General features: G+C 53.9%; 15 protein-coding genes. 6 read left to right on the top strand and 9 right to left on the bottom strand.

Translation table 11 applies throughout. From position 1 onward, the window contains the following. Nucleotides 1-166 precede the first annotated feature (166 nt). Both H5P30_RS16585 and H5P30_RS16580 read left to right on the top strand, forming a co-directional pair. Nucleotides 167-1237: a GntR family transcriptional regulator gene (locus H5P30_RS16585; RefSeq protein ID WP_185694031.1), complete on the top strand. Its 1071-nt coding sequence runs from the start codon at nucleotides 167-169 to the stop codon at nucleotides 1235-1237. A 451-nt stretch (nucleotides 1238-1688) separates the two neighbouring features. Further along, on the top strand, nucleotides 1689-2222 hold the full coding sequence (locus tag H5P30_RS16580) for a GNAT family N-acetyltransferase (protein ID WP_185694030.1): 534 nt from the start codon (nucleotides 1689-1691) through the stop codon (nucleotides 2220-2222). Nucleotides 2223-2435: 213 nt separating this feature from the next. Here H5P30_RS16580 and H5P30_RS16575 read toward each other — a convergent pair whose 3' ends face one another. The 3 genes from H5P30_RS16575 to H5P30_RS16565 form a co-directional block, all read right to left on the bottom strand. After that, on the bottom strand, nucleotides 2436-3050 hold the full coding sequence (locus H5P30_RS16575; protein ID WP_185694029.1) for a hypothetical protein: 615 nt from the start codon (nucleotides 3048-3050) through the stop codon (nucleotides 2436-2438). A gap of 295 nt (nucleotides 3051-3345) precedes the next feature. Then, nucleotides 3346-3711, bottom strand: coding sequence for a hypothetical protein (locus tag H5P30_RS16570; protein ID WP_185694028.1), 366 nt, complete (start codon nucleotides 3709-3711; stop codon nucleotides 3346-3348). Nucleotides 3712-3729: 18 nt separating this feature from the next. Beyond that, nucleotides 3730-4245, bottom strand: coding sequence for a GbsR/MarR family transcriptional regulator (locus H5P30_RS16565; protein WP_185694027.1), 516 nt, complete (start codon nucleotides 4243-4245; stop codon nucleotides 3730-3732). Nucleotides 4246-4635: 390 nt separating this feature from the next. Here H5P30_RS16565 and H5P30_RS16560 point away from each other — a divergent pair, with 390 nt between their 5' ends. After that, nucleotides 4636-5472 (top strand): ParB N-terminal domain-containing protein, encoded by an 837-nt coding sequence (locus H5P30_RS16560; RefSeq protein ID WP_185694026.1) that lies wholly within the window; start codon nucleotides 4636-4638, stop codon nucleotides 5470-5472. Between the two features lie 248 nt (nucleotides 5473-5720). Here the strand turns inward: H5P30_RS16560 and H5P30_RS16555 are convergent, their stop codons facing one another. The 5 genes from H5P30_RS16555 to H5P30_RS16535 form a co-directional block, all read right to left on the bottom strand. Beyond that, nucleotides 5721-6458, bottom strand: coding sequence for a class I SAM-dependent methyltransferase (locus H5P30_RS16555; RefSeq protein ID WP_185694025.1), 738 nt, complete (start codon nucleotides 6456-6458; stop codon nucleotides 5721-5723). Nucleotides 6459-6692: 234 nt separating this feature from the next. After that, nucleotides 6693-7370 carry a lamin tail domain-containing protein gene (locus H5P30_RS16550; RefSeq protein WP_185694024.1) on the bottom strand — a complete coding sequence of 226 codons (678 nt, stop codon included), beginning with the start codon at nucleotides 7368-7370 and terminating at the stop codon, nucleotides 6693-6695. A 132-nt stretch (nucleotides 7371-7502) separates the two neighbouring features. Then, nucleotides 7503-11615 carry a putative Ig domain-containing protein gene (locus tag H5P30_RS16545; protein ID WP_185694023.1) on the bottom strand — a complete coding sequence of 1371 codons (4113 nt, stop codon included), beginning with the start codon at nucleotides 11613-11615 and terminating at the stop codon, nucleotides 7503-7505. Between the two features lie 61 nt (nucleotides 11616-11676). After that, nucleotides 11677-12477, bottom strand: a complete 801-nt coding sequence (locus H5P30_RS16540) for a type II secretion system protein (protein ID WP_185694022.1) — start codon at nucleotides 12475-12477, stop codon at nucleotides 11677-11679. 409 nt (nucleotides 12478-12886) lie between these two features. Continuing rightward, complete coding sequence (locus tag H5P30_RS16535) at nucleotides 12887-14731, bottom strand: S1 family peptidase (RefSeq protein ID WP_185694021.1); 1845 nt, start codon at nucleotides 14729-14731, stop codon at nucleotides 12887-12889. Between the two features lie 325 nt (nucleotides 14732-15056). On the opposite strand from H5P30_RS16535, the gene H5P30_RS16530 reads away from it, so the two are divergent. The 3 genes from H5P30_RS16530 (at nucleotide 15057) to H5P30_RS16520 (ending at nucleotide 16885) form a co-directional block, all read left to right on the top strand. Next, nucleotides 15057-15386, top strand: coding sequence for an ArsR/SmtB family transcription factor (locus tag H5P30_RS16530; protein WP_221774392.1), 330 nt, complete (start codon nucleotides 15057-15059; stop codon nucleotides 15384-15386). Nucleotides 15387-15470: 84 nt separating this feature from the next. Then, a complete protein-coding gene (locus H5P30_RS16525) occupies nucleotides 15471-16370 on the top strand; it encodes an NAD(P)-dependent oxidoreductase (RefSeq protein WP_185694020.1) in 900 nt (299 codons plus the stop codon). Between the two features lie 74 nt (nucleotides 16371-16444). Then, a complete protein-coding gene (locus H5P30_RS16520; RefSeq protein WP_185694019.1) occupies nucleotides 16445-16885 on the top strand; it encodes a DUF5069 domain-containing protein in 441 nt (146 codons plus the stop codon). Between the two features lie 122 nt (nucleotides 16886-17007). On the opposite strand, the gene H5P30_RS22760 is transcribed toward H5P30_RS16520, so the two are convergent. Further along, the gene (locus tag H5P30_RS22760) at nucleotides 17008-17352 is read right to left on the bottom strand and encodes a proprotein convertase P-domain-containing protein (protein ID WP_354587749.1); all 345 of its coding nucleotides are present in this window, start codon (nucleotides 17350-17352) and stop codon (nucleotides 17008-17010) included. Nucleotides 17353-17569 lie beyond the last annotated feature (217 nt).

Here is a 17569-nt window from a genome sequence, read left to right as displayed (position 1 = left end):
CACAAACTGATGCTGAGGAAACTAAAGCTAAAGTCAGAATCACACAGATGGTTGAGAGTATAGAACGAGAGGAGGCTGGGATATTTTTCATGCCTCAGAAGAAAAAATACAAAAGAAACAGTCAAATATATTTTACAGATTTCCATACAAAGTGTATCGAACAGTTATGAAAAAGTCAGAATTTCTCATTCAGGGCCTACGCTCAAAGATCGAAACTCTCCCGCCAGGCCAAAAACTTCCTTCGATCCGAACCCTAATCCGGCAGTTTCAAACAAGCTTGCATTCGCTAAACATAGCCCTGCGCGAACTGGAATCAGAAGGGCTGGTCACCATACGTCACGGCAGCGGAGTCTTCGTCAACTCGCAGAAAGGCACTCGATATATAGAATTTCACCGAGATCTCTACCCGAAGGTCTCAATTGACACCAAAGAAGCTTCTCTGGCCAAAGCATTAGGAAAAGCTGGATGGAGCACTATCGTCCAAAACTATCATAGCGGAAACAGCAGCTTGGACATCACTCCAAACAAAGAGGCCCATGCTCACGTTGTCCTTTCGAGCCTAGTCGCATCGACGCCCAGATGGCTAAACAGCATTCTGGAGAGCGGGAAACCAACGGTGCTCTACGGCCGAGAGGGGAGTCCATACCAATTGGAGTACGTTACCGGTGACGAACATCATTATCTCAGCTTGCTGATCAAACACCTCAAAGCCTTGAAACACCGCAATATCGCTTTCCTGGTGAACGAACCTGCTTCCATTAATATGCACAATCGCTGCGATATTTTCCAAACGATGCTTGATATGCTCGAACTCGAACCTGGCATCATCATCCCCTGCGACACGGAGTACGGAGAAAGCAGCACCGTGAAGGCAAAAGAAGGACTCGAAAAACACTTACAAAAAACAAAGGGGAAAGTCGATTTCACGGCACTCATCTGCGCCAGTTCCGCGGGTGTCGTAGGTGCCATGCGCGCCCTACATAATCACGGTCTATCGATCCCCAAAGACTGCAGTCTAGCCTCATTTGGCAGGCATGAGCAGAATTCCCTGTTAGTCCCATCGGTTACCGAGGCCGGAGCACAGGATGACGCGTGGGGAGAAGCCGTAGTGGAAGTGCTCAAAAACCGTTTTAAGAATCCCGATTCGCCCCTCAAGGGTATAAAACTCAAGGCTGAACTATTTCCAAAGGAGTCCACAGGCACTCCACCCCAAAAAGTCGACTCATCAAAAGCGTAGATAATCGGTTCTCGATAACGGACAATCACCCACTCCATCTGCCGCAGGCCGAACCATCGACAAGTTGAGCTCCCTCAGGACACAATAGAGCTCAGTCAGATAGTTCGCGCACACAAATTGCCACACTCCCTAAACAACTGACGCTCAAAATACCTTAGGAGAATTGATAAGAGCTCCAATTACATCTATTCCCGCAACCGTCACCCTCATTCTGGCTTTTTCGAGACGACAACGTCGTGGCCTCTCGAACGGCAATACTGATCCGATCCCAGAAAAATACATGGAGATGAGCAGACTCGAAGAAATCGAAATCTAGAAATCCGCACGAAAATCGAGACCTCCAATGGGTGCTATTGACACCAATATCAACTGACTATCATAAACCAATCAGCAGCGCATGGAGACTCTCCATCCTTTTTGCGAAAGATTTTGGCTCTTCCCCTAATCCCCCATGAATACAATCGAAACAAAACGGCTCTTGCTCAGGAACTTCGTGCCCGAAGATGCGTCCGCTCTATTCGACTACCTGCATGAGCCCAGAGTAAGCTGTTTTCTTTCTCTCAAGCTCGAGGACAGCGCCGCTGCACAACGGGAGGCCAGTAAGCGCAGCCAGAATGAAGACAACATCGCAGTCTGTCTGAAGAGCACAAACGAGCTTATCGGTGACCTGTTCGCGACCCGTGGAGAGGAGCAGGATACATTCTCCGTTGGCTGGAACTTCAATGCGCGATTCGAAGGGGCCGGATTGGCCACCGAAGCAGCCCACAAATTGTTTGATTTTCTTTTTTCCACAAAGAACGCTCGCCGACTCTACGCCTATGCCGAGGAAGACAACATCGCTTCACAACGCGTGTGCGAGAAACTCGGAATGCGCCATGAAGGCACCTTCAAAGAGTACGTTTCCTTCGAGAAGGACAGTGATGGAAGTCCCATCTTCGTAGATACACGACAGTACGCAATCCTCAGCAAGGAATGGAGATCATGACGAAAATAAAAAGATCCCACAAAAGGCACACCGAAGCTACGTCAGCTGGCTTGATTCTTGACTGAATTCTCCCGCCAGCAACTTCTCCTTCTCAGTTCACCATTCGGGACCCACTGCGGGCGAGCCACAGAAAGCGCAAAAAGATCAAAAGAGGACAAAACCTCGCGACCGCTTTCTTCCCCAAATCGTCCCGCAACTCGGGCGGTAGGATCGTCACCGCCGTTCTGGCTTTTTCGAGACGGCAACGCCGTTGCCTCTCGAACGGCAATACTGATCCCCCTCCCCTGGAGGCAACGGATCAGCCAAATCGACATCATTCAGGGTCTTTTTCTTCCCCCATTCGAAGACCTTCTCAAACCAGGGCAGCCAAGGCTCATCCGCGATGAGTTCCAGAAAATAGACCTCGTGTTCCTTTTCTTTGATGCCCATCGCATGCAGCACATCGTCGTGATCGTGAATCCCAAGCTCGTGGAAATAGCGAATCATGACAAAGTATTCGCAGACGTTTCCACTCTCCAACTTACCGGCGAAAAAATACGGCATGAACCGTCCGATGAGATGGCAGCTGAGACCGATGCATTTCCCGATGAGATGATATTTCCATTCGTAGAACCTCGAGCGGGGGATCCCATAGTGATCGAGGAGAACACCGACCTCCCGTCGATGCTCCCACTCGTCGTTCTCGATTTCGCGAATTCTCGTCCGCTCCTTCTCCTCCTTTAGCGAAGATGCATGGCCGATGTAGGCGAAGGCCGCAGCCTTCTCCGCCGAGTAGGCTTTCCGGAGGGATTTGACGAGGGCCGGGTGATTCAAGCTCTGCGCTTTCATGACGATGATATCCGAAGGGGGCAGTATGGATGAAACTAGTTTAACCTTCTCTACTAGATGACTGATGGATGAACCCTACTGGTCGAACCCCCTCCACCAGCTGGCGCTGGTCCCCCTCCCCTGCCTATCGACAAGCTCAAGGTTTAAACAAGCAAGGGAGGAGTTTGCTAGGAAAAGAAAGGGGTGGGACCCGCGACAGCGGGCGTGTCCCTGCGTGCCTATGCAGAGCCGGATGGGGTGGTTGTCTAGCATTCACAGGTTCTTCATCGAGTTACATTCAAGACAGAGAAAAACCCTATGCCTCCACTACGCCCCGGCGGCCTTTCTTCCGCATCTTGTCGAAGTTGAACATGTTGAAGAAGTGCATCAGCCCCAGAACGATCAGTACAATCCCCACCTTGGTGGCGACGTATTCGATCGCCTCAACGGTGGTCTCTGGACGCGTGCCGTGTTTGAGAAACATCAAGACGAATCCCAAGTTCACCAGGTAAAATCCAACCCGGAGCAGGTGGTTCACCGCTTGGGCCATCTCCTCGTTTCCATGGAAGGCCTCCACCAAGAAGATCTGACCGTTGCGATGCAAGGTCTGCGCGACCCAGATGGTCATGCCAACCGTAAGAGTGATGTAGAGCAAGTATGCGACTAAGATTGTTCCATTCATGATCATTTTTCCTTTCGTTTATTTGAATCGTTTGAGCAAAAACGGGATCACCTTGTTCTTCTCAGATCGGGCAACCCGTCCCATGATTTGATCCGCGGTTGAGAGGAAGTCGGCCAGCGCCCGGGTCTGCTCCCCAAAGAGCTGCTGCTCCCGGTCCTTCTCCTCGAAGGATTGCGATGAGGATTCACGCAGAAGATTCAAGGCGGGATCGATTTCCCGGCGCTTCCGCTCCCGAGCAATGGTGCAGAAGATCGTCCAGACATCCTTCTCCGCTTCAAAATACTCCTTCCGGTCGCCGGGATAAGTCACCCGGCGAATCAACCCCCAGCCGACCAAATCCCGTAGATTGGCGTTCGCATTACCCCGGCTGATTTTCAGCCGCGTCATGATCACATTCGTATCCAAGGGATCCACGCTCACCATCAACAGCGCATGGATTTGGGCCATGGTCCGGTTGATCCCCCATCCCCCACCCAAGGTCCCCCACTGAGCAATGAATTCATTTCGCAATGCCTGAAAATCTTCATCTTTCATTCCCTAACTTTCAGTAATTACTGAAAGTTTAGCAAGAAAAATCTTAGCCCGACAAAAAGAAGGCGGCACGAGAACCGGAACAGCAGCGCTGACTCAAAAGGCGCCGCCGTCGGGACGATTGCCCTCCCACCGTACCAAGGCGGAACGAATCCACTCAAAGCAGGAAGATATTCGAACTTTTTTTCGGCCAATCGGCGGCTTCGGCCTACTGGACTGAGGTTACGAAATGTCGGTTCCCAGGGCCCTGATCCTGACGAGATTCCCAGAGTTGGGATTCAAATTTGCCCACCGGATCCAAGGCAGAATCCGTCCCTTTAGGTTCAAAAATGACTGCAAACGCATTCTCCCGTTGTCATCGGGCGAGTCATCGATCAGAACATCCGGCTTCTCATGCAAGTTACCGATCTACAGCTCAAACAAATTGATATTTACGGGGGCACCCAGGCGCGGGTGGCCACCAATGATGAGGCGATTTCCGCTTATGCGGAGGCCATGGAAGAAGGGGCGCAATTCCCCCCGGTCATCACCTTTTATGACGGCAGCAAATTCTGGCTGGCCGACGGATTTCACCGCTATCTCGCTGCCCAACGCAATGAGTATGACAGCATTTCGGCGGAGGTCCGGGAAGGATCGCGAACCGATGCCCTCCGTCACTCGCTCGGGGCGAACGCGACCAACGGGATCTACCGTTCCAACGCTGACAAACGCAACGCGACCGAAATTGCTCTCGAAGAGTGGCCGGAAATGTCCAATTCGGTGATCGCCGAGCTTTGCAAAGTATCGCCGGACCTCGTGCGCCGCTGCCGCAACCAGATGGAGAAAGAAGACCGGATTGAGAGCCAACGTCAGGTCACCGGCAAAGATGGCAAGCAATACCCGTCCGCGATCGAACGTGAGCCCCGCGGCGGGAGCCAACGGGTAGAGAACGACGGATCCCAAAGCGGTTCCGGAGGAGGCGGCGGAGGAGGAGGAGCTCCCAAAGGCAAAGGAGAAGCCATGGCCCCCGGAGGAGCCTCCATGGAGATCGAAGCCGACGCGAAGAAGATGATCCGCGAAGGGGAAATCAACCACGCCGAACTCGACAAGATTTTCAGCGCCACCGCCATCGACTACGCCGAAACCGCTCTCAACATCCTCAATCGAATGAAGCGCGACGATCCCAAACGCCCCGATGCCGTAGCCCGCATTGAACGCTGGCTCGCGAAAGAGAAGGCCGGCGTCGCCTAGGCTGGCGCCGCCTAGGCTAGGGTCGTTGAGGAGCCGGGGAGCCCGCCGTAGCATCGAGCCTTGCTCGATGAGCCGCATTCACCCCAATCCAGCCTCCCGGCAAGACCTCTACCCTCCCCGTCATCGGCGAAGCGCCGATGCTACCGAGCACCGCCGTAGCATCGAGCCTTGCTCGATGATCCGCATTCACCCCAATTCAGCCTCCCGACAAGACCTCCACCCTCCTCGTCATCGGCGAAGCGCCGATGCTACCGAGACATTCTGCCCTGCCTCTGCAATCGGCAAACGAGGAAGATTTCGTCGGCGCCTTTCAAATCACACCATCCTTTTTCCCAGCGCAGTGGTTTTTGCAGCCTTAGCCCAATAGGCATAAAGATCTTGTTGTAATACCAGAAGGCCCGTTCCGGATTCTTCTTGAGATAATTCATGGCCCAGTCGACTACCCGGCTCGATTTTGGCTGCATGCCGTAGACGCAACTTTGTTCGACGACGAGCTGGTGCCGATCCAGCAAGTCCTTGAGTTCGTCGATCTCGTAGCGCCGGCGGTGCCCCACTAGTTCGTCGAAGGGGGTCCAGCAGTCCATATACAGTGGCATGGAGAGGAGTAGAATGGCCCCGGTTTTTGCGACTCGGCAGAGTTCCTGAACCGCATCCCCATCCGCATCGACGTGCTCCACGATGTCGAGAGCCGAGACCAGATCGAAGTGATCATCCGGGAACGGCAGCTGATGGATTCCGGCCTCATGGACAGCTCCGCCAGCCCTCTCCAGTTCTCCCAGCGCCGCGCGGCTGATATCAACGAAATGTGTGCCCGCGATCGGAAGCCGTGGGCGCATGCCCGGCCCGACTTCCAGCCGCATCGGCGCATCCTCCGCAACTTTCTGAATCAATGGCCAAGTGTTGAAGCGGTCAGGAGTCACCAAGCGTGCTCTGCGCCAGAGTGACTCATAGAAACTTCGATTCTTTTCCAACAGGGTATCCATCATCCGAGAAAAGAATCATGAAGAACCATCTCCCCTTAACCAAGACAAGTTCTTATACCGAATTTAGGAAGGTTTGATCATGATGGTGCATCGTCGTTCCTCTCCGACTCCGGCAGATCACAAAAACAGCCATCCACCGAGAAAGAAAAGACTTCAAATAAAACTCGGGACGCAAAAAGGGCCGCCTAACGGCGACCCTTATCAAGGTTCCCTAAAAGAACCGAAGATCACATCACTCTATTTCCGGCGGCGCCGGAGAGCGGCGAAACCAAAGACCATGAGACCTGCGAGTGCTCCGAAGAATTCCGGCTCCGGCACTGCGGCAAATCCGGGCGAGCCAACATCGGTACCCGCACCCCCGGCTCCATTGCCGGGAGCGACGAAGGCTCCGCCGACATTATTCTGGCTGATCCCCAAGTAATCCCCGTTGGTGCCCCAGACAAAGCTGTGCCCATCGGTCGATTCGCCAAAAACCACTTCCGCAACCAAGTTGGCGCTCCCCACATTCGGATCAGCATCCCACAGTTGGATCTGATCACCACCCGCAGAGAGTCCGGAAAACGTATTATTTCCACTGAAGTCGTCCTTCGAGTAAGCCGTGAATCCACCGCCCCAGGCAGCGACAAATCCCGCAATATTATCGGAATTTTCATCGACAATGACAATGGATTCTCCGGCAGCAATTGTGATGCTCGGGAAAAGCGCTCCATCATCCCCATTGGGACCGCTATCATCCCAATAATAGTTCATCAGATCGACGGAGGATCCTCCGGTATTCGTCAGCTCCCACCAATCTCCATTGGCAGGCCCACCAGGATGGCTGGAGTTGGACATAACTTCGGTAATGACAAGCTGAGCGGAGGCAGTCGTCGCTGCAACACACAGAGCAGCGGAAATCAGTAGTTCATTTTTCATGACAGTATTTTTAATTTTCTGGTTCAACGATTATTCAGCCACTACGAATGGCTTTCAGAACTGGTTTCAAAGGCTCTGAAAGCCTAGGTCAACGGACCTCTCGTTACAAATCCTTCACATTCAACAAACCCGTCACAATGAGTCCGGTTCTGCTCCGACGAGGACTCGAAGAAAGCCCGCCGACGAGATACTGTCCACCGAGATCGGCTCACTGAGCTGGTAAGTCGACCACTCATAATTCGCAGGAGGTTCCGGCAAATCGACTGGATTGGTCGTCACCTTCACTCGCTCATTCCAAGAGTTGAGATCCAACGATCCCAAGACGGTGTAGGCAATGCCATCGGCCCAGTAACTATCTCCCTCGACAGATCCGCCCGTCCTCCGGAGAAAGGTCAAGCGCAGGAAGAAAGCTTCCTCTTCCATCTCCGCACTCTCGAGCAGCTGCGGAGAGGAACCACCGGATGTCGGATCGGTGCCAAAGGCAAACTCTTCGATCTGCACGGCGCCATCCCCATCGGAGTCCGAGTTCGGCAAAAGATCGTTGCCGGATAGGCCAAAACCACTCAAGTAAACGCTGAGCGGATCCGGCCCACTTGATCCTGGAATGAAGGGGGTGAAGTCCTGAATGACCGAATCTCCATCCCATCGATTCGGACGTCCGAATGAACTGGTCGACCCATCGTCGTAGCCCTGGACGATCTGTGGTGCATCCTCCGCCTGAACGAGCGGAGAAGTAAACGGAGTGGGATCTCCTTCGAGTTCGAATACTTCGGTTCCGCCGACACCAGACTCCGGAGCAATTCCTTCTCCCACCGGACCGAATACCGGTTCGCCGTCCGAATTGTAAAGGACAATCCAACTATCATTCGCTGAAAAAGAGACCCCGCTTACTTCACCAGTCTCGGAATCCCGCGAGTATCCGTTGGTCAACTCATCGGAGAACTGGATGAGAGAACCGTCGCCAATCCAAATATTGGACCAGCGCCATCCCTCTGCATCACTTTGATCGAAAGCATCAAGATTGGTATCGAACCCTCCTTCACTCGCTCTTTTTTCAGTGAAGGTGAGAATACTGCCCGAAGGAACCGCAGACCAGAACGAATCCTGCGAGAGGACGATCTTCTCTTCCGCAACAAACGGAGAGGAAGCATTGTCGGCAAGCGCGATCGTCCAACCCCGGAGGTCTACTGAGCCCGGGCCACCATCTCCCACGACGACCAGTTCGATCCAGTCTCCCCCATTCCCTTCGACCCGACCGAATACGGGATCGGAACTGACGCCCCCGTCATCATCCTGGGCCAGAACGCCTCCATTGAGAAAATTGTCCGAATCGACCGCGTTGTACTCGTTCACCAATACCGGAGAAGAACTCGTCATAACGAAGATCGAAAAATCTTTTTCCACGATTGCCTGCCCATCCGAGACCGATACGGTGATCGACTGAATCCCCAGAGATGCGGACTCTGGAGGAATGCCCACTAGATTTCCTACACCTTCGCCCTGATCGCTCAACGAGAGCCAGGAAGGGCCGTCCACCAAGGTCAAAGTCAAGCCACTGATCCCATCAAAATCACTGGCGGAGATTCCCGCTTCAAAGCCATCCCCTCGTCTCGCAAATTGCGGCGAGATGAAAGTAAAGTAAGGCTCAGCATTGGGTGTTGTCGCTGATTGATAGTGGGAAAAATCCTGCTCATTGCTCCCACTGTCCCATACGTTTGGCGCACCAAAGGTACTACTGGAGCCATCGGTATAATTCGCGAGCAGTGGGGAAGCATTCGTCGGGAGGGGATCTTGTTCCAACTTGTAGACCTCATCCGATCCCGCACCTCCCGCGGCGAGAAATTCCTCACCATCAGGACCAAATCGGACGGATCCCGAAGGATCCTTCAGGGTAATTCGCGTGTCACTGCTCCCCACCGAAAATCCACTCCCAAAGTTACTACCTTCGGGATCTACGAAAATCGAGTCCGAGACAAGAACATGAGTCCACCCCCATCCTTCGTCAGTGAATCGGGAAACGCGATAGACTCCACTATCGAGCCCCCCTTCGTCGAATCCTCTATCTCCAAACGTGAGGATGGTTCCGGCCCGCACCGATTGCCAGTAGACATTCTGCGAAAGGACGATCTTCTCCGGAGTTTCCGAGCCTTCGGCGATCTCAATTATCCATCCCCTCATATCGACCGTCGATTCGGCGGTGCCATCTCCCACGACGACCAGTTCCAGCCAGTCTCCACCGTTGCCCTCAACGGCTCCCCAGAAAGAATCTTCACTCTCCCCAGAATCCAGGAGGGTATCTTCCTCGACAGCGTTGAATTCGTTTACGATCACCGGACTGGTTTCGTTGAAGGCGAAAAGTACGAAGGTTTGGATCGCCGTAAAGGATCCATCCGACACTTCAACGGTCACCGTAGAAGCCCCTGCGTCCGCCTCCGACGGAGACCCGAAAAGATCGGCAGTTCCATCTCCATAGTCGTCGAGCTCCAACCAATCCGGCCCCTCGATCAGCGTGAGAGTTAGGCTATCCGACGGGTTGGGGTCATCGGTTTCGACAATGCGAAAATATTCGTTCGGGATATCCACCGTGTAATCCGCGAGTTCCGTCGGCTCGGTGGTAAAATACGGCGGCGAGTTCGGATCGGATCCGGTCGCAAACGCTTCAAAGTTCTGAACTGAACCTCCAGCAACTTCATTCGGCTCACCCGGAGTCGACGAGTCGGAATCTCCATAGTTTCCGCCAATCGGAGAAACAGAGGGAGCGGGATCGATCCTCAACTGAAAGCGTTCTTCGTCGTTCACTCCTCCTTCAGAAGCGATCCCTTCGCCAGCTGGACCAAAAACCGTATTCCCTTGATCATCCTCAACCGCAATCTGGCAATCGTCGTTTGAGACTGGCAAGGAGTCAGCGGTGGTGGCCGCATTCAAGTAGATTTCATCTCCGATCCAGACGTGGATTGATCCCCAACCCGAATCGGCGAGGTAATCGGCTGCATTTAAATCGGTATCGAATCCACCACTCGCCGCGTTCTCTTCACTGAAAAGCAGTATCGTACCAGCTTGCACCGAAGACCAGACATCATCTTCCGAAAACTCGATGATACCACTTTCCTCTTCTTCCGAGATGCGGACAATCCACCCACGGAGGTCAACCATCGCACCCGGCGTGCCATCGCCGACCACCACCAGTTCTACCCATTCCCCTCCACCATCGTATTCATTCAAGATGACCGGAGACGAACTCGGAAAAACCCGAACCTGAAACGTCATCGAGTCCGAACCGTCCGAAGGATCGTCCTCCACCAAAAGTTCGACCGAATAAATACCGGCATCCATGTCACTCGGGATTCCCGAAATCTCCGCCGTTCCATCCCCATGATCATCGAGGCTCAGCCACTCTGGTGCCTCTTTCAGAGTAAAGGTCAAGTTTCCTCCATTGTCATCGGCAGCTGCCGTCGATACGACGAACTCATTCCCCGCCACCAACTCGGCATCCGCGATCGGGATGGTAAAAGTCGGAGCCGACCCCGGTGTGCGGAACGGCAGAAAACTCTGAACGGAGGAGCCGTCCTCCATGATGTTGGGCCCTCCAAAGGAGGAGTTCGAAATATCGTTGTAAGCCCCATCCGTCGGAGCGATCGAAGGAGAGGGATTCGCTTGCAGCGCAAAAACTTCCTCGGAGTTGACCCCCTCTTCGGAGATACTCTCTCCCGCCGGACCAAAGATCACGTTGTCGGAAGAGTCCTTTACGGTGACATCGGTATCGCTGTTGGATACATGGATATTGAGATTGCTGTTGGCTGCATCGATTAATGCCGGATCCCCCAGATAGACATTGGTCCATGCCCAACCCTCCGAGTTCAATCGATTAATCCGTTCAAACTCGGTGTCCGACCCTCCACTCGAGGAATCGTTTTCGATAAAAGTGAGAATGGTTCCAGCCGAGACGTTCGACCAATAGGAGTCCTGAGAAAGCACCACCTGGCTCGCTCCACCGTCACCATCAAAGAGCTCGATCGTCCAACCTCGCATATCCACAGTCGATGAAGAGGTTCCGTCTCCAACGACGACGAGTTCGATCCAATCGCCCCCATTGCCAGCGACCGTTCCGAAAAACGAATCGCTGCCACTCCCGTCATCAAGTAGATTACCGTCCGCAACCGCATTGTATTCATTTAAAAGAACAGACCCGGCCGAGGCACAAATTGTGCAAATCAGATAAGATAGTAGAATAAGTTTCTGCTTCATGGAAAAAGATGTCCGTGGATGGAAAAGAACAAAAAGGAAAGTTTCACTGGGGTCTCCGGCTCTACCAAGGATACCAGACAAAGTCATCGAGTTGCCCACCGGGGACAGATGGATCCCTCCCGGCATTATAAAGTGTCTCGCTATCTACCGTCGCTACGTGACCGTCGAGAAAGGCAACATTGCTCCGGTCATCGTAGCGGAAGCTTATACTGTTATTTCTTCCTTTCGCCCGACCCACTCGACTCTCATCTTCATTCGGAGCACCTTCTTCAATCGAGCTGCGAGTCTCGGTGAGAAATATCGTCTTTGATGGATTTGGGATTAACACGAGCCGAATCAACGCATCCCCTGAGTTCCCCGGAGCGCCGTCCTCATCACTGTAGATCTGGGAGTTCATCATGTAGGAAAAGAAAGGCCGACGCCGGTTTTCTCTCGCGTCGACCTCGAGCCCGGGCCCGCTGTGAATCGTTAGACCATTGATCATCGCGGCCCGCTCATCACCCGAGCGCATCTCATTGAGAGCCGGAGCCTCTACAAGAGGAGGAAGGACGTTAAACCACGCGTTGGATTCCTTGGGAGTCCGAACCTGAGACCAGGAAGGTTGATCGTAAGAACCCTCGTAGGGAATCCTCTGCCCATTTTCGCTCGAATAGAGAAGAAAGGCAGAAGACCATTGACGGAGATTGCTGGCGCTGGCCGTCCTCACCGAATGGAGACGAACCGCCCGCAACGATGGAATAATAATCGCAGCAAGCACACCGAGAATTGCGATAACGGTTAGGAGCTCGATCAACGTGAACCCGCGACCGAGCGTTTCGCGGGCAGAAGCCCGCATGTGTGTTGGCGAAGAGTGACGAATCATAGGAAACCTCCGTTGAATTACGGCGTCACCAGACTAGCCCGCCTCACCGCCACATCGTCAATCGAGCAAAGGTAACAATGCTGTCACCGCAGTTTTACAACCTCGGCGATCCAGGGGGTCGCAAAAGATTTCTCCCGCCTGAGGGCACTTTGAGTTCACAATGACGAATTCGCGGAGACATTCCTCACCCCAATCAAAGCAAAGTATCTCTTCGTTCACTTCATCTCACACACGCACCTTTCGGAGCACCGGAACCTGCCCCTCATCTCCGGAGTCGAGCAATTGGCAAGAGAAGTCTCTGAAACGAAAAATCCCAGTCGGCAATGATGCCCAACCAAAGAACCCGAAATTCAACCTCGGGGAAGATAGAGGTCGAGGGGAGAGCGACTCTCACCAACTCACGGAGAATCTAGTAGACCTCCAAACCTTCCCAGAAGGTCCTCACCTTACCGCCGAAGACACTCAGACGATCAAACTCTCCCTGGAAATAGGCGGTTGAGATTTTTCCCCGGGTTTCTCGTTTTCGGGAATCCATCAGCGAGAACAGTTGATACCGCAGACTATTCAGGGCCCTCTCGTTCTCGGCGGATCCTGGCCGATTATCGTCGTCAAACTGGCGATGAAAACGACGAACGAGTCGCTGCAGTTCTCTCGAATCGTAGCCGCCGTTAGGAAGGGTGCCCGTGCGCATAATCTGGACGGCAATCTCTGCAACTCCAGTCACCAATTCTTGATATTCTTCGAAGGCCGTGCCTTCGCGTGACAAGTCAACAAAGCTGATCTGCTCCCAAGAGTCCGCATTGTCCAAACGCTCGGCGAATCGCCGCCGTATGACCGTAGGCCCCCGCCCCGGCAGATTGCGACGAACCTCGGGAGGGAGATTTTCCAAGACTTCCGGTGGCAGATCCGAACGCGGGTCAGCATTCGGAATCCCCCGCTCAGACCGCCAGCGAGCTTCGTCGGCCCGCGGGACCTCATACTCAATATAATACGCGACGACCCCGACAGTTTCTTGCGATTTATCGTGAATCACAGGACTTCCGCTGTTTCCTTCCACAATCAAGGCGTCGATCTCAACCTGCTTCGGCCCGATCCCGCGAACATTGCCTCGCAGCTCCGTTGCGACCGCCGCTCCCGCCTCATTGCCAAATACAGTGATGGGATCCCCAATCGCAGCCGTCTTTGCGATATCCTCGGAGACCACCAGAAAATCTCCCTCATCCTTCACGGGAATCAAGGCCAAGTCTCGATCGCCGGCCAGGTAGCAGAAATCGGGGATGGCAATGGAACGCCCTCCCACGGTTCGAGCTTTGATACTTTGAGCCCCCGCCAACACGTGAGCGTTGGTGACCAAAAATGGTTTCCCTTTGATCTTGGCGAGGAATCCGCTGCCGGTCGAAAAGTCAGCGTCAATAATGACAAGGGTTTCGAGAGGAATCTCGATGCTGGGACCTGCCCTGGGTGCGTAACGAACCGGGGCCGCCCCCTGCCTTCCTCTCCGCAGTTTCTGACTACCCCCCAACCCCTTCTCCGCCAACAATTCAGACGCCGCTACCGACTCGGGAAAAGATCCTACCAACTGGTCTCCCACGAACAACCGCACCTCCAGGAAGACTTTCGTCAAAATCTCGGCTCTCTGATCTTCTTTCTTCTCCTCACCGAGAATTTCACTCCATGGCAGACTCAAATCGGCGTCCGAAAGCTCTACCGCCTCCATCCCATAAGACCGCTCTTCCCCGCTCGGAATTCCGTCGAACGGAATCTCCATCTTCTCGTTCCTCGCCTCGGTCATCCGATACTTCTTCGAATCATCTAATCCCCAGAGGGGGAGGAAATCCAACCGGTGAATGACAAACTCAAGATGAAGGTCCTCAGGAAGATCCAGTTGGGACCGGTTATTCACCGCGACCTCAAAGGTTCCGACTTCGGGATCTTCGACAGAAGATTCTATCTTTCGATAGAAGCGAACCTGAAAGGCGTTGTCATTCTCGAGAATCAACGGAAGAGCCCATAGCAGAACCTCCTCCCGGGAATCTTCAGCAAGATCTACCAAAGGAAACCTCTCGGTTTCGCTCGGGCCGGTAGCGACCAACACTTCCGAGCCTTCTACGTCCCGCACTTCTCCAGAAACCACTGATCCGTCCGCCTTCACGAGCGAAGTCGGTGGTCCGCCTCCCCATCCGGCAATGGGCGCCAGAAAACATCCCGAAACCCAAATCAGTATCAGCCACTTAAGGGAGTAAACGCTTCGCATAATAAACCGCAGAAAAGAAAAGCAAGAGCAGGATACCCTATAGAAAAGCACCCATTCGAATCCAGAGCAAAACACTCAAAATCATCTCGCCGCATCCACCGCTCCCACCGCGGTCCAGCCTTCCGTTCGCGCATGACTTTTCTGGCATGAGCTCGTCGAATGCAGTCGTGCGACCCTTTCGGAGTAAAGGACTCCAACATCACGGCAACCTGAATTTGGCACTGGAACCTTCCAGAGAGCCATCACCAAAGGTCGCAGAGACCGAAGAACGAAGATCAATTAACAACACTTTAAATCGACATTTCTCGATACATCGATTGACAAAATGGAGCTTCCCTCCTTGGTTGAGGTCATGAACTTAGTCGAGATCACCAAGGCGCTCGCCAACGAGATGCGATTCGACATCGTCCGGTGGCTGCGCGATCCGGAGACGAATTTTCGTCCGCACAAGGATGGCAAGGATTTCTCCGACGGCGTTTGTGTCGCCGTGATTCAAGAGAAGTGTGGATTGTCGCAATCGACAGTCTCCCACTACATGGCGATCCTCCAGCGCTGCGATCTGGTCATCGCAACCCGCATCGGCAAATGGACCTATTACCGCCGCAACGACGCTACGGTGCGGACCTATCTCAGCCAGTTACAACTAACCCTCTAAGCGACCGAAATTCTTTCCCGCCAAACGAATCGACAATTCTCGATTTATAGATTACGATTTCATTTCTCAAACCCACTCAATCCTATGAAGACAGAAACCCAAAACTCAGAAAAAATTGCATTTGTCGGTATTGGCCGGATGGGCGCGAACATGGCCCGTCGCCTCAAAGACTGCGGCTACAACGTCACGGCCGTCAACGACGTCAACCACGACCAAGCCGCCTCCCTCGCGAAAGAGATTGGCGCCAAGCACTGCACGAGCCTCGCCGAAGTGACGGCCTCGGCCGACGTTATTTTCACGGTGGTTACCAACGACGACGCCATGCGCCAGATTTTCACCGGCGAAGGCGACAACCTGCTAACCGACGCCTCCGGGAAGCTCTTCGTCAACTGCGCCACCCTGACTCCCAGCGTCCAACAGAAAATCGAAGCAGCGGCGAAGGAAGCCGGTGCGATGGCTATTGAGGGGAGCATGGCCTCGAGCATCAGCCAAGCGCGTGAGGGAAAACTATTCCTCATGATCGGAGGCGACGAAAAGGCTTTTGAGAAAGCCCGCCCGATTCTCGAGCAAATGAGCGTCAACTTGAAGCACGTCGGCCCCGTCGGCAAGGCTTCCCAAGTGAAGGCCTTGGTCAACATGGTCATGAACATCAACACGGCCGCCCTCGCCGAGGGGCTGGGGCTCGCGGACGCTCTCGGGCTGGATCTTGAGATGATCTGCGAAGTCTTTGCCCAGACCGGTGCCAACAGCCGAGTTCTGGAAACCGACGCCGAGGACATGATCGCTCGTGACCACGAAGCTTGGTTCATGGCCGAACACGCCGCCAAGGACAGTGGGATCGCCAAGGCTCTGGCCGACGAGGCCGGACTCTCCCTCCCGCTCAACGACAGCACCAAAGGCCAGTACGACAAACTTGTCGAGCTAGGCAAGGGGCAGATGGACAAGTCCGCCGTCTCCGAGCTCACCTTCCGCGGTCGCAGCTAATTCCAAAGCATTTATCGCCACCGACTCTGGTCGGCGATCTCACCCAAAAACCTCAGAACCAAAGAAATCCTATCATGACTCAAATCATTCCTCTCATCAGTTCCGGCACACGCGGACCTCTCGGCGTCCTCCACCTTCCCCGCCTCTGGCAAAAGGTCTCACTCGACATCGCCGGGAAGCTCCACAGTGAGTATCCAGCCATCGGCAACGGATTCGACCAGATGGTCCTCGAAGGCCTCGGTATCGACAACGAATCCTTCCTCAAGTTCATGGCAAGTAAGCCCACCTACCCACAGCTGGAAGCCTGGATCCTCTCCGAAAAAGGCGGCTCCCTCGACTCCGCAGCGGTAGAAGAACTCAATAACGGCATCCTCGGATACAACCACGACGATGAGACCCGCAAGGGCATCCTCAGCGCCGCAGGAATCGAAGACGACGGCAGCATCCTCGATGCCGTGAGCCTCAACAACCTCGAAGACTGGCAAGATTTCCACGCCGAAGTCATCAAGGGCTAAATTTCTGTAGTTTTTCCAGAAACCCAAGCTCCGCCGACTGCGAGTCCGGCGGAGCTTTTTTGTGGAAAGATTCCGCGGAAGAACCGACTGGCAGCCTGTTCTACCTTGCTGACCGGGTAGATTTACTGCCGTCTCCGGGAGAGCAATACGGGAATCACGGCAAGAGCCATCAGAAAGGCATAGGCCGACGGCTCTGGAACGAGGAGGAGCTCGCCCATGGCTGCGGTAAATTCGTAATCCTGCAGAGTGCCAGTAAGGTCATTGCCCGTATCATTGTAGAGTTCCAGGATCCAAGTGCCTTCAACATCTTCGCCCCAATACGCGTTGCTGACAAATTGCCAATCCAACTCGTCGTCATGATAATCCCGACGCAATTCCCAATCGGCCTCCGGCATGGCTCGATCGTTGAAGAACAGCTCATTGCGAGTCCCAAAGGGAGAGGTAAGCCAGGCAGAAAAGTCCCCCATGATACTCCCGATCCCCCTTCATAGGTATTCCAATCAGTCTCGAGACCGATGATCGTCATTTCGACCATGACATACTCGAGCGCCTGCTTCTCGGCGGGATCCACCGCGACGACAAATGACTCGGAGATCTCATCATCTCCCTCAGAGGCAAATGATCGATTCACGACTTGTTCACCGGTCGAGTAGAAAGTCTGTTCGGTAACGCGATCGACCCGGG

The sequence above is a fragment of the Puniceicoccus vermicola genome, assembly GCF_014230055.1.
GTDB classification, from domain to species: domain Bacteria; phylum Verrucomicrobiota; class Verrucomicrobiia; order Opitutales; family Puniceicoccaceae; genus Puniceicoccus; species Puniceicoccus vermicola.
Note: the sequence above shows the minus strand (reverse complement) of the source record. Positions and strands in the feature narration are given on the sequence as shown.

Bases quoted from the DNA above. Each gene is read 5' to 3' on its own strand.
- H5P30_RS16585 (WP_185694031.1), top strand. From the start codon at position 167: ATGAAAAAGTCAGAATTTCTCATTCAGGGCCTACGCTCAAAGATCGAA.
- H5P30_RS16580 (WP_185694030.1), top strand. From the start codon at position 1,689: ATGAATACAATCGAAACAAAACGGCTCTTGCTCAGGAACTTCGTGCCC.
- H5P30_RS16575 (WP_185694029.1), bottom strand. From the start codon at position 3,050: ATGAAAGCGCAGAGCTTGAATCACCCGGCCCTCGTCAAATCCCTCCGG.
- H5P30_RS16570 (WP_185694028.1), bottom strand. From the start codon at position 3,711: ATGAATGGAACAATCTTAGTCGCATACTTGCTCTACATCACTCTTACG.
- H5P30_RS16565 (WP_185694027.1), bottom strand. From the start codon at position 4,245: ATGAAAGATGAAGATTTTCAGGCATTGCGAAATGAATTCATTGCTCAG.
- H5P30_RS16560 (WP_185694026.1), top strand. From the start codon at position 4,636: ATGCAAGTTACCGATCTACAGCTCAAACAAATTGATATTTACGGGGGC.
- H5P30_RS16555 (WP_185694025.1), bottom strand. From the start codon at position 6,458: ATGATGGATACCCTGTTGGAAAAGAATCGAAGTTTCTATGAGTCACTC.
- H5P30_RS16550 (WP_185694024.1), bottom strand. From the start codon at position 7,370: ATGAAAAATGAACTACTGATTTCCGCTGCTCTGTGTGTTGCAGCGACG.
- H5P30_RS16545 (WP_185694023.1), bottom strand. From the start codon at position 11,615: ATGAAGCAGAAACTTATTCTACTATCTTATCTGATTTGCACAATTTGT.
- H5P30_RS16540 (WP_185694022.1), bottom strand. From the start codon at position 12,477: ATGATTCGTCACTCTTCGCCAACACACATGCGGGCTTCTGCCCGCGAA.
- H5P30_RS16535 (WP_185694021.1), bottom strand. From the start codon at position 14,731: ATGCGAAGCGTTTACTCCCTTAAGTGGCTGATACTGATTTGGGTTTCG.
- H5P30_RS16530 (WP_221774392.1), top strand. From the start codon at position 15,057: ATGGAGCTTCCCTCCTTGGTTGAGGTCATGAACTTAGTCGAGATCACC.
- H5P30_RS16525 (WP_185694020.1), top strand. From the start codon at position 15,471: ATGAAGACAGAAACCCAAAACTCAGAAAAAATTGCATTTGTCGGTATT.
- H5P30_RS16520 (WP_185694019.1), top strand. From the start codon at position 16,445: ATGACTCAAATCATTCCTCTCATCAGTTCCGGCACACGCGGACCTCTC.
- H5P30_RS22760 (WP_354587749.1), bottom strand. From the start codon at position 17,352: ATGGGGGACTTTTCTGCCTGGCTTACCTCTCCCTTTGGGACTCGCAAT.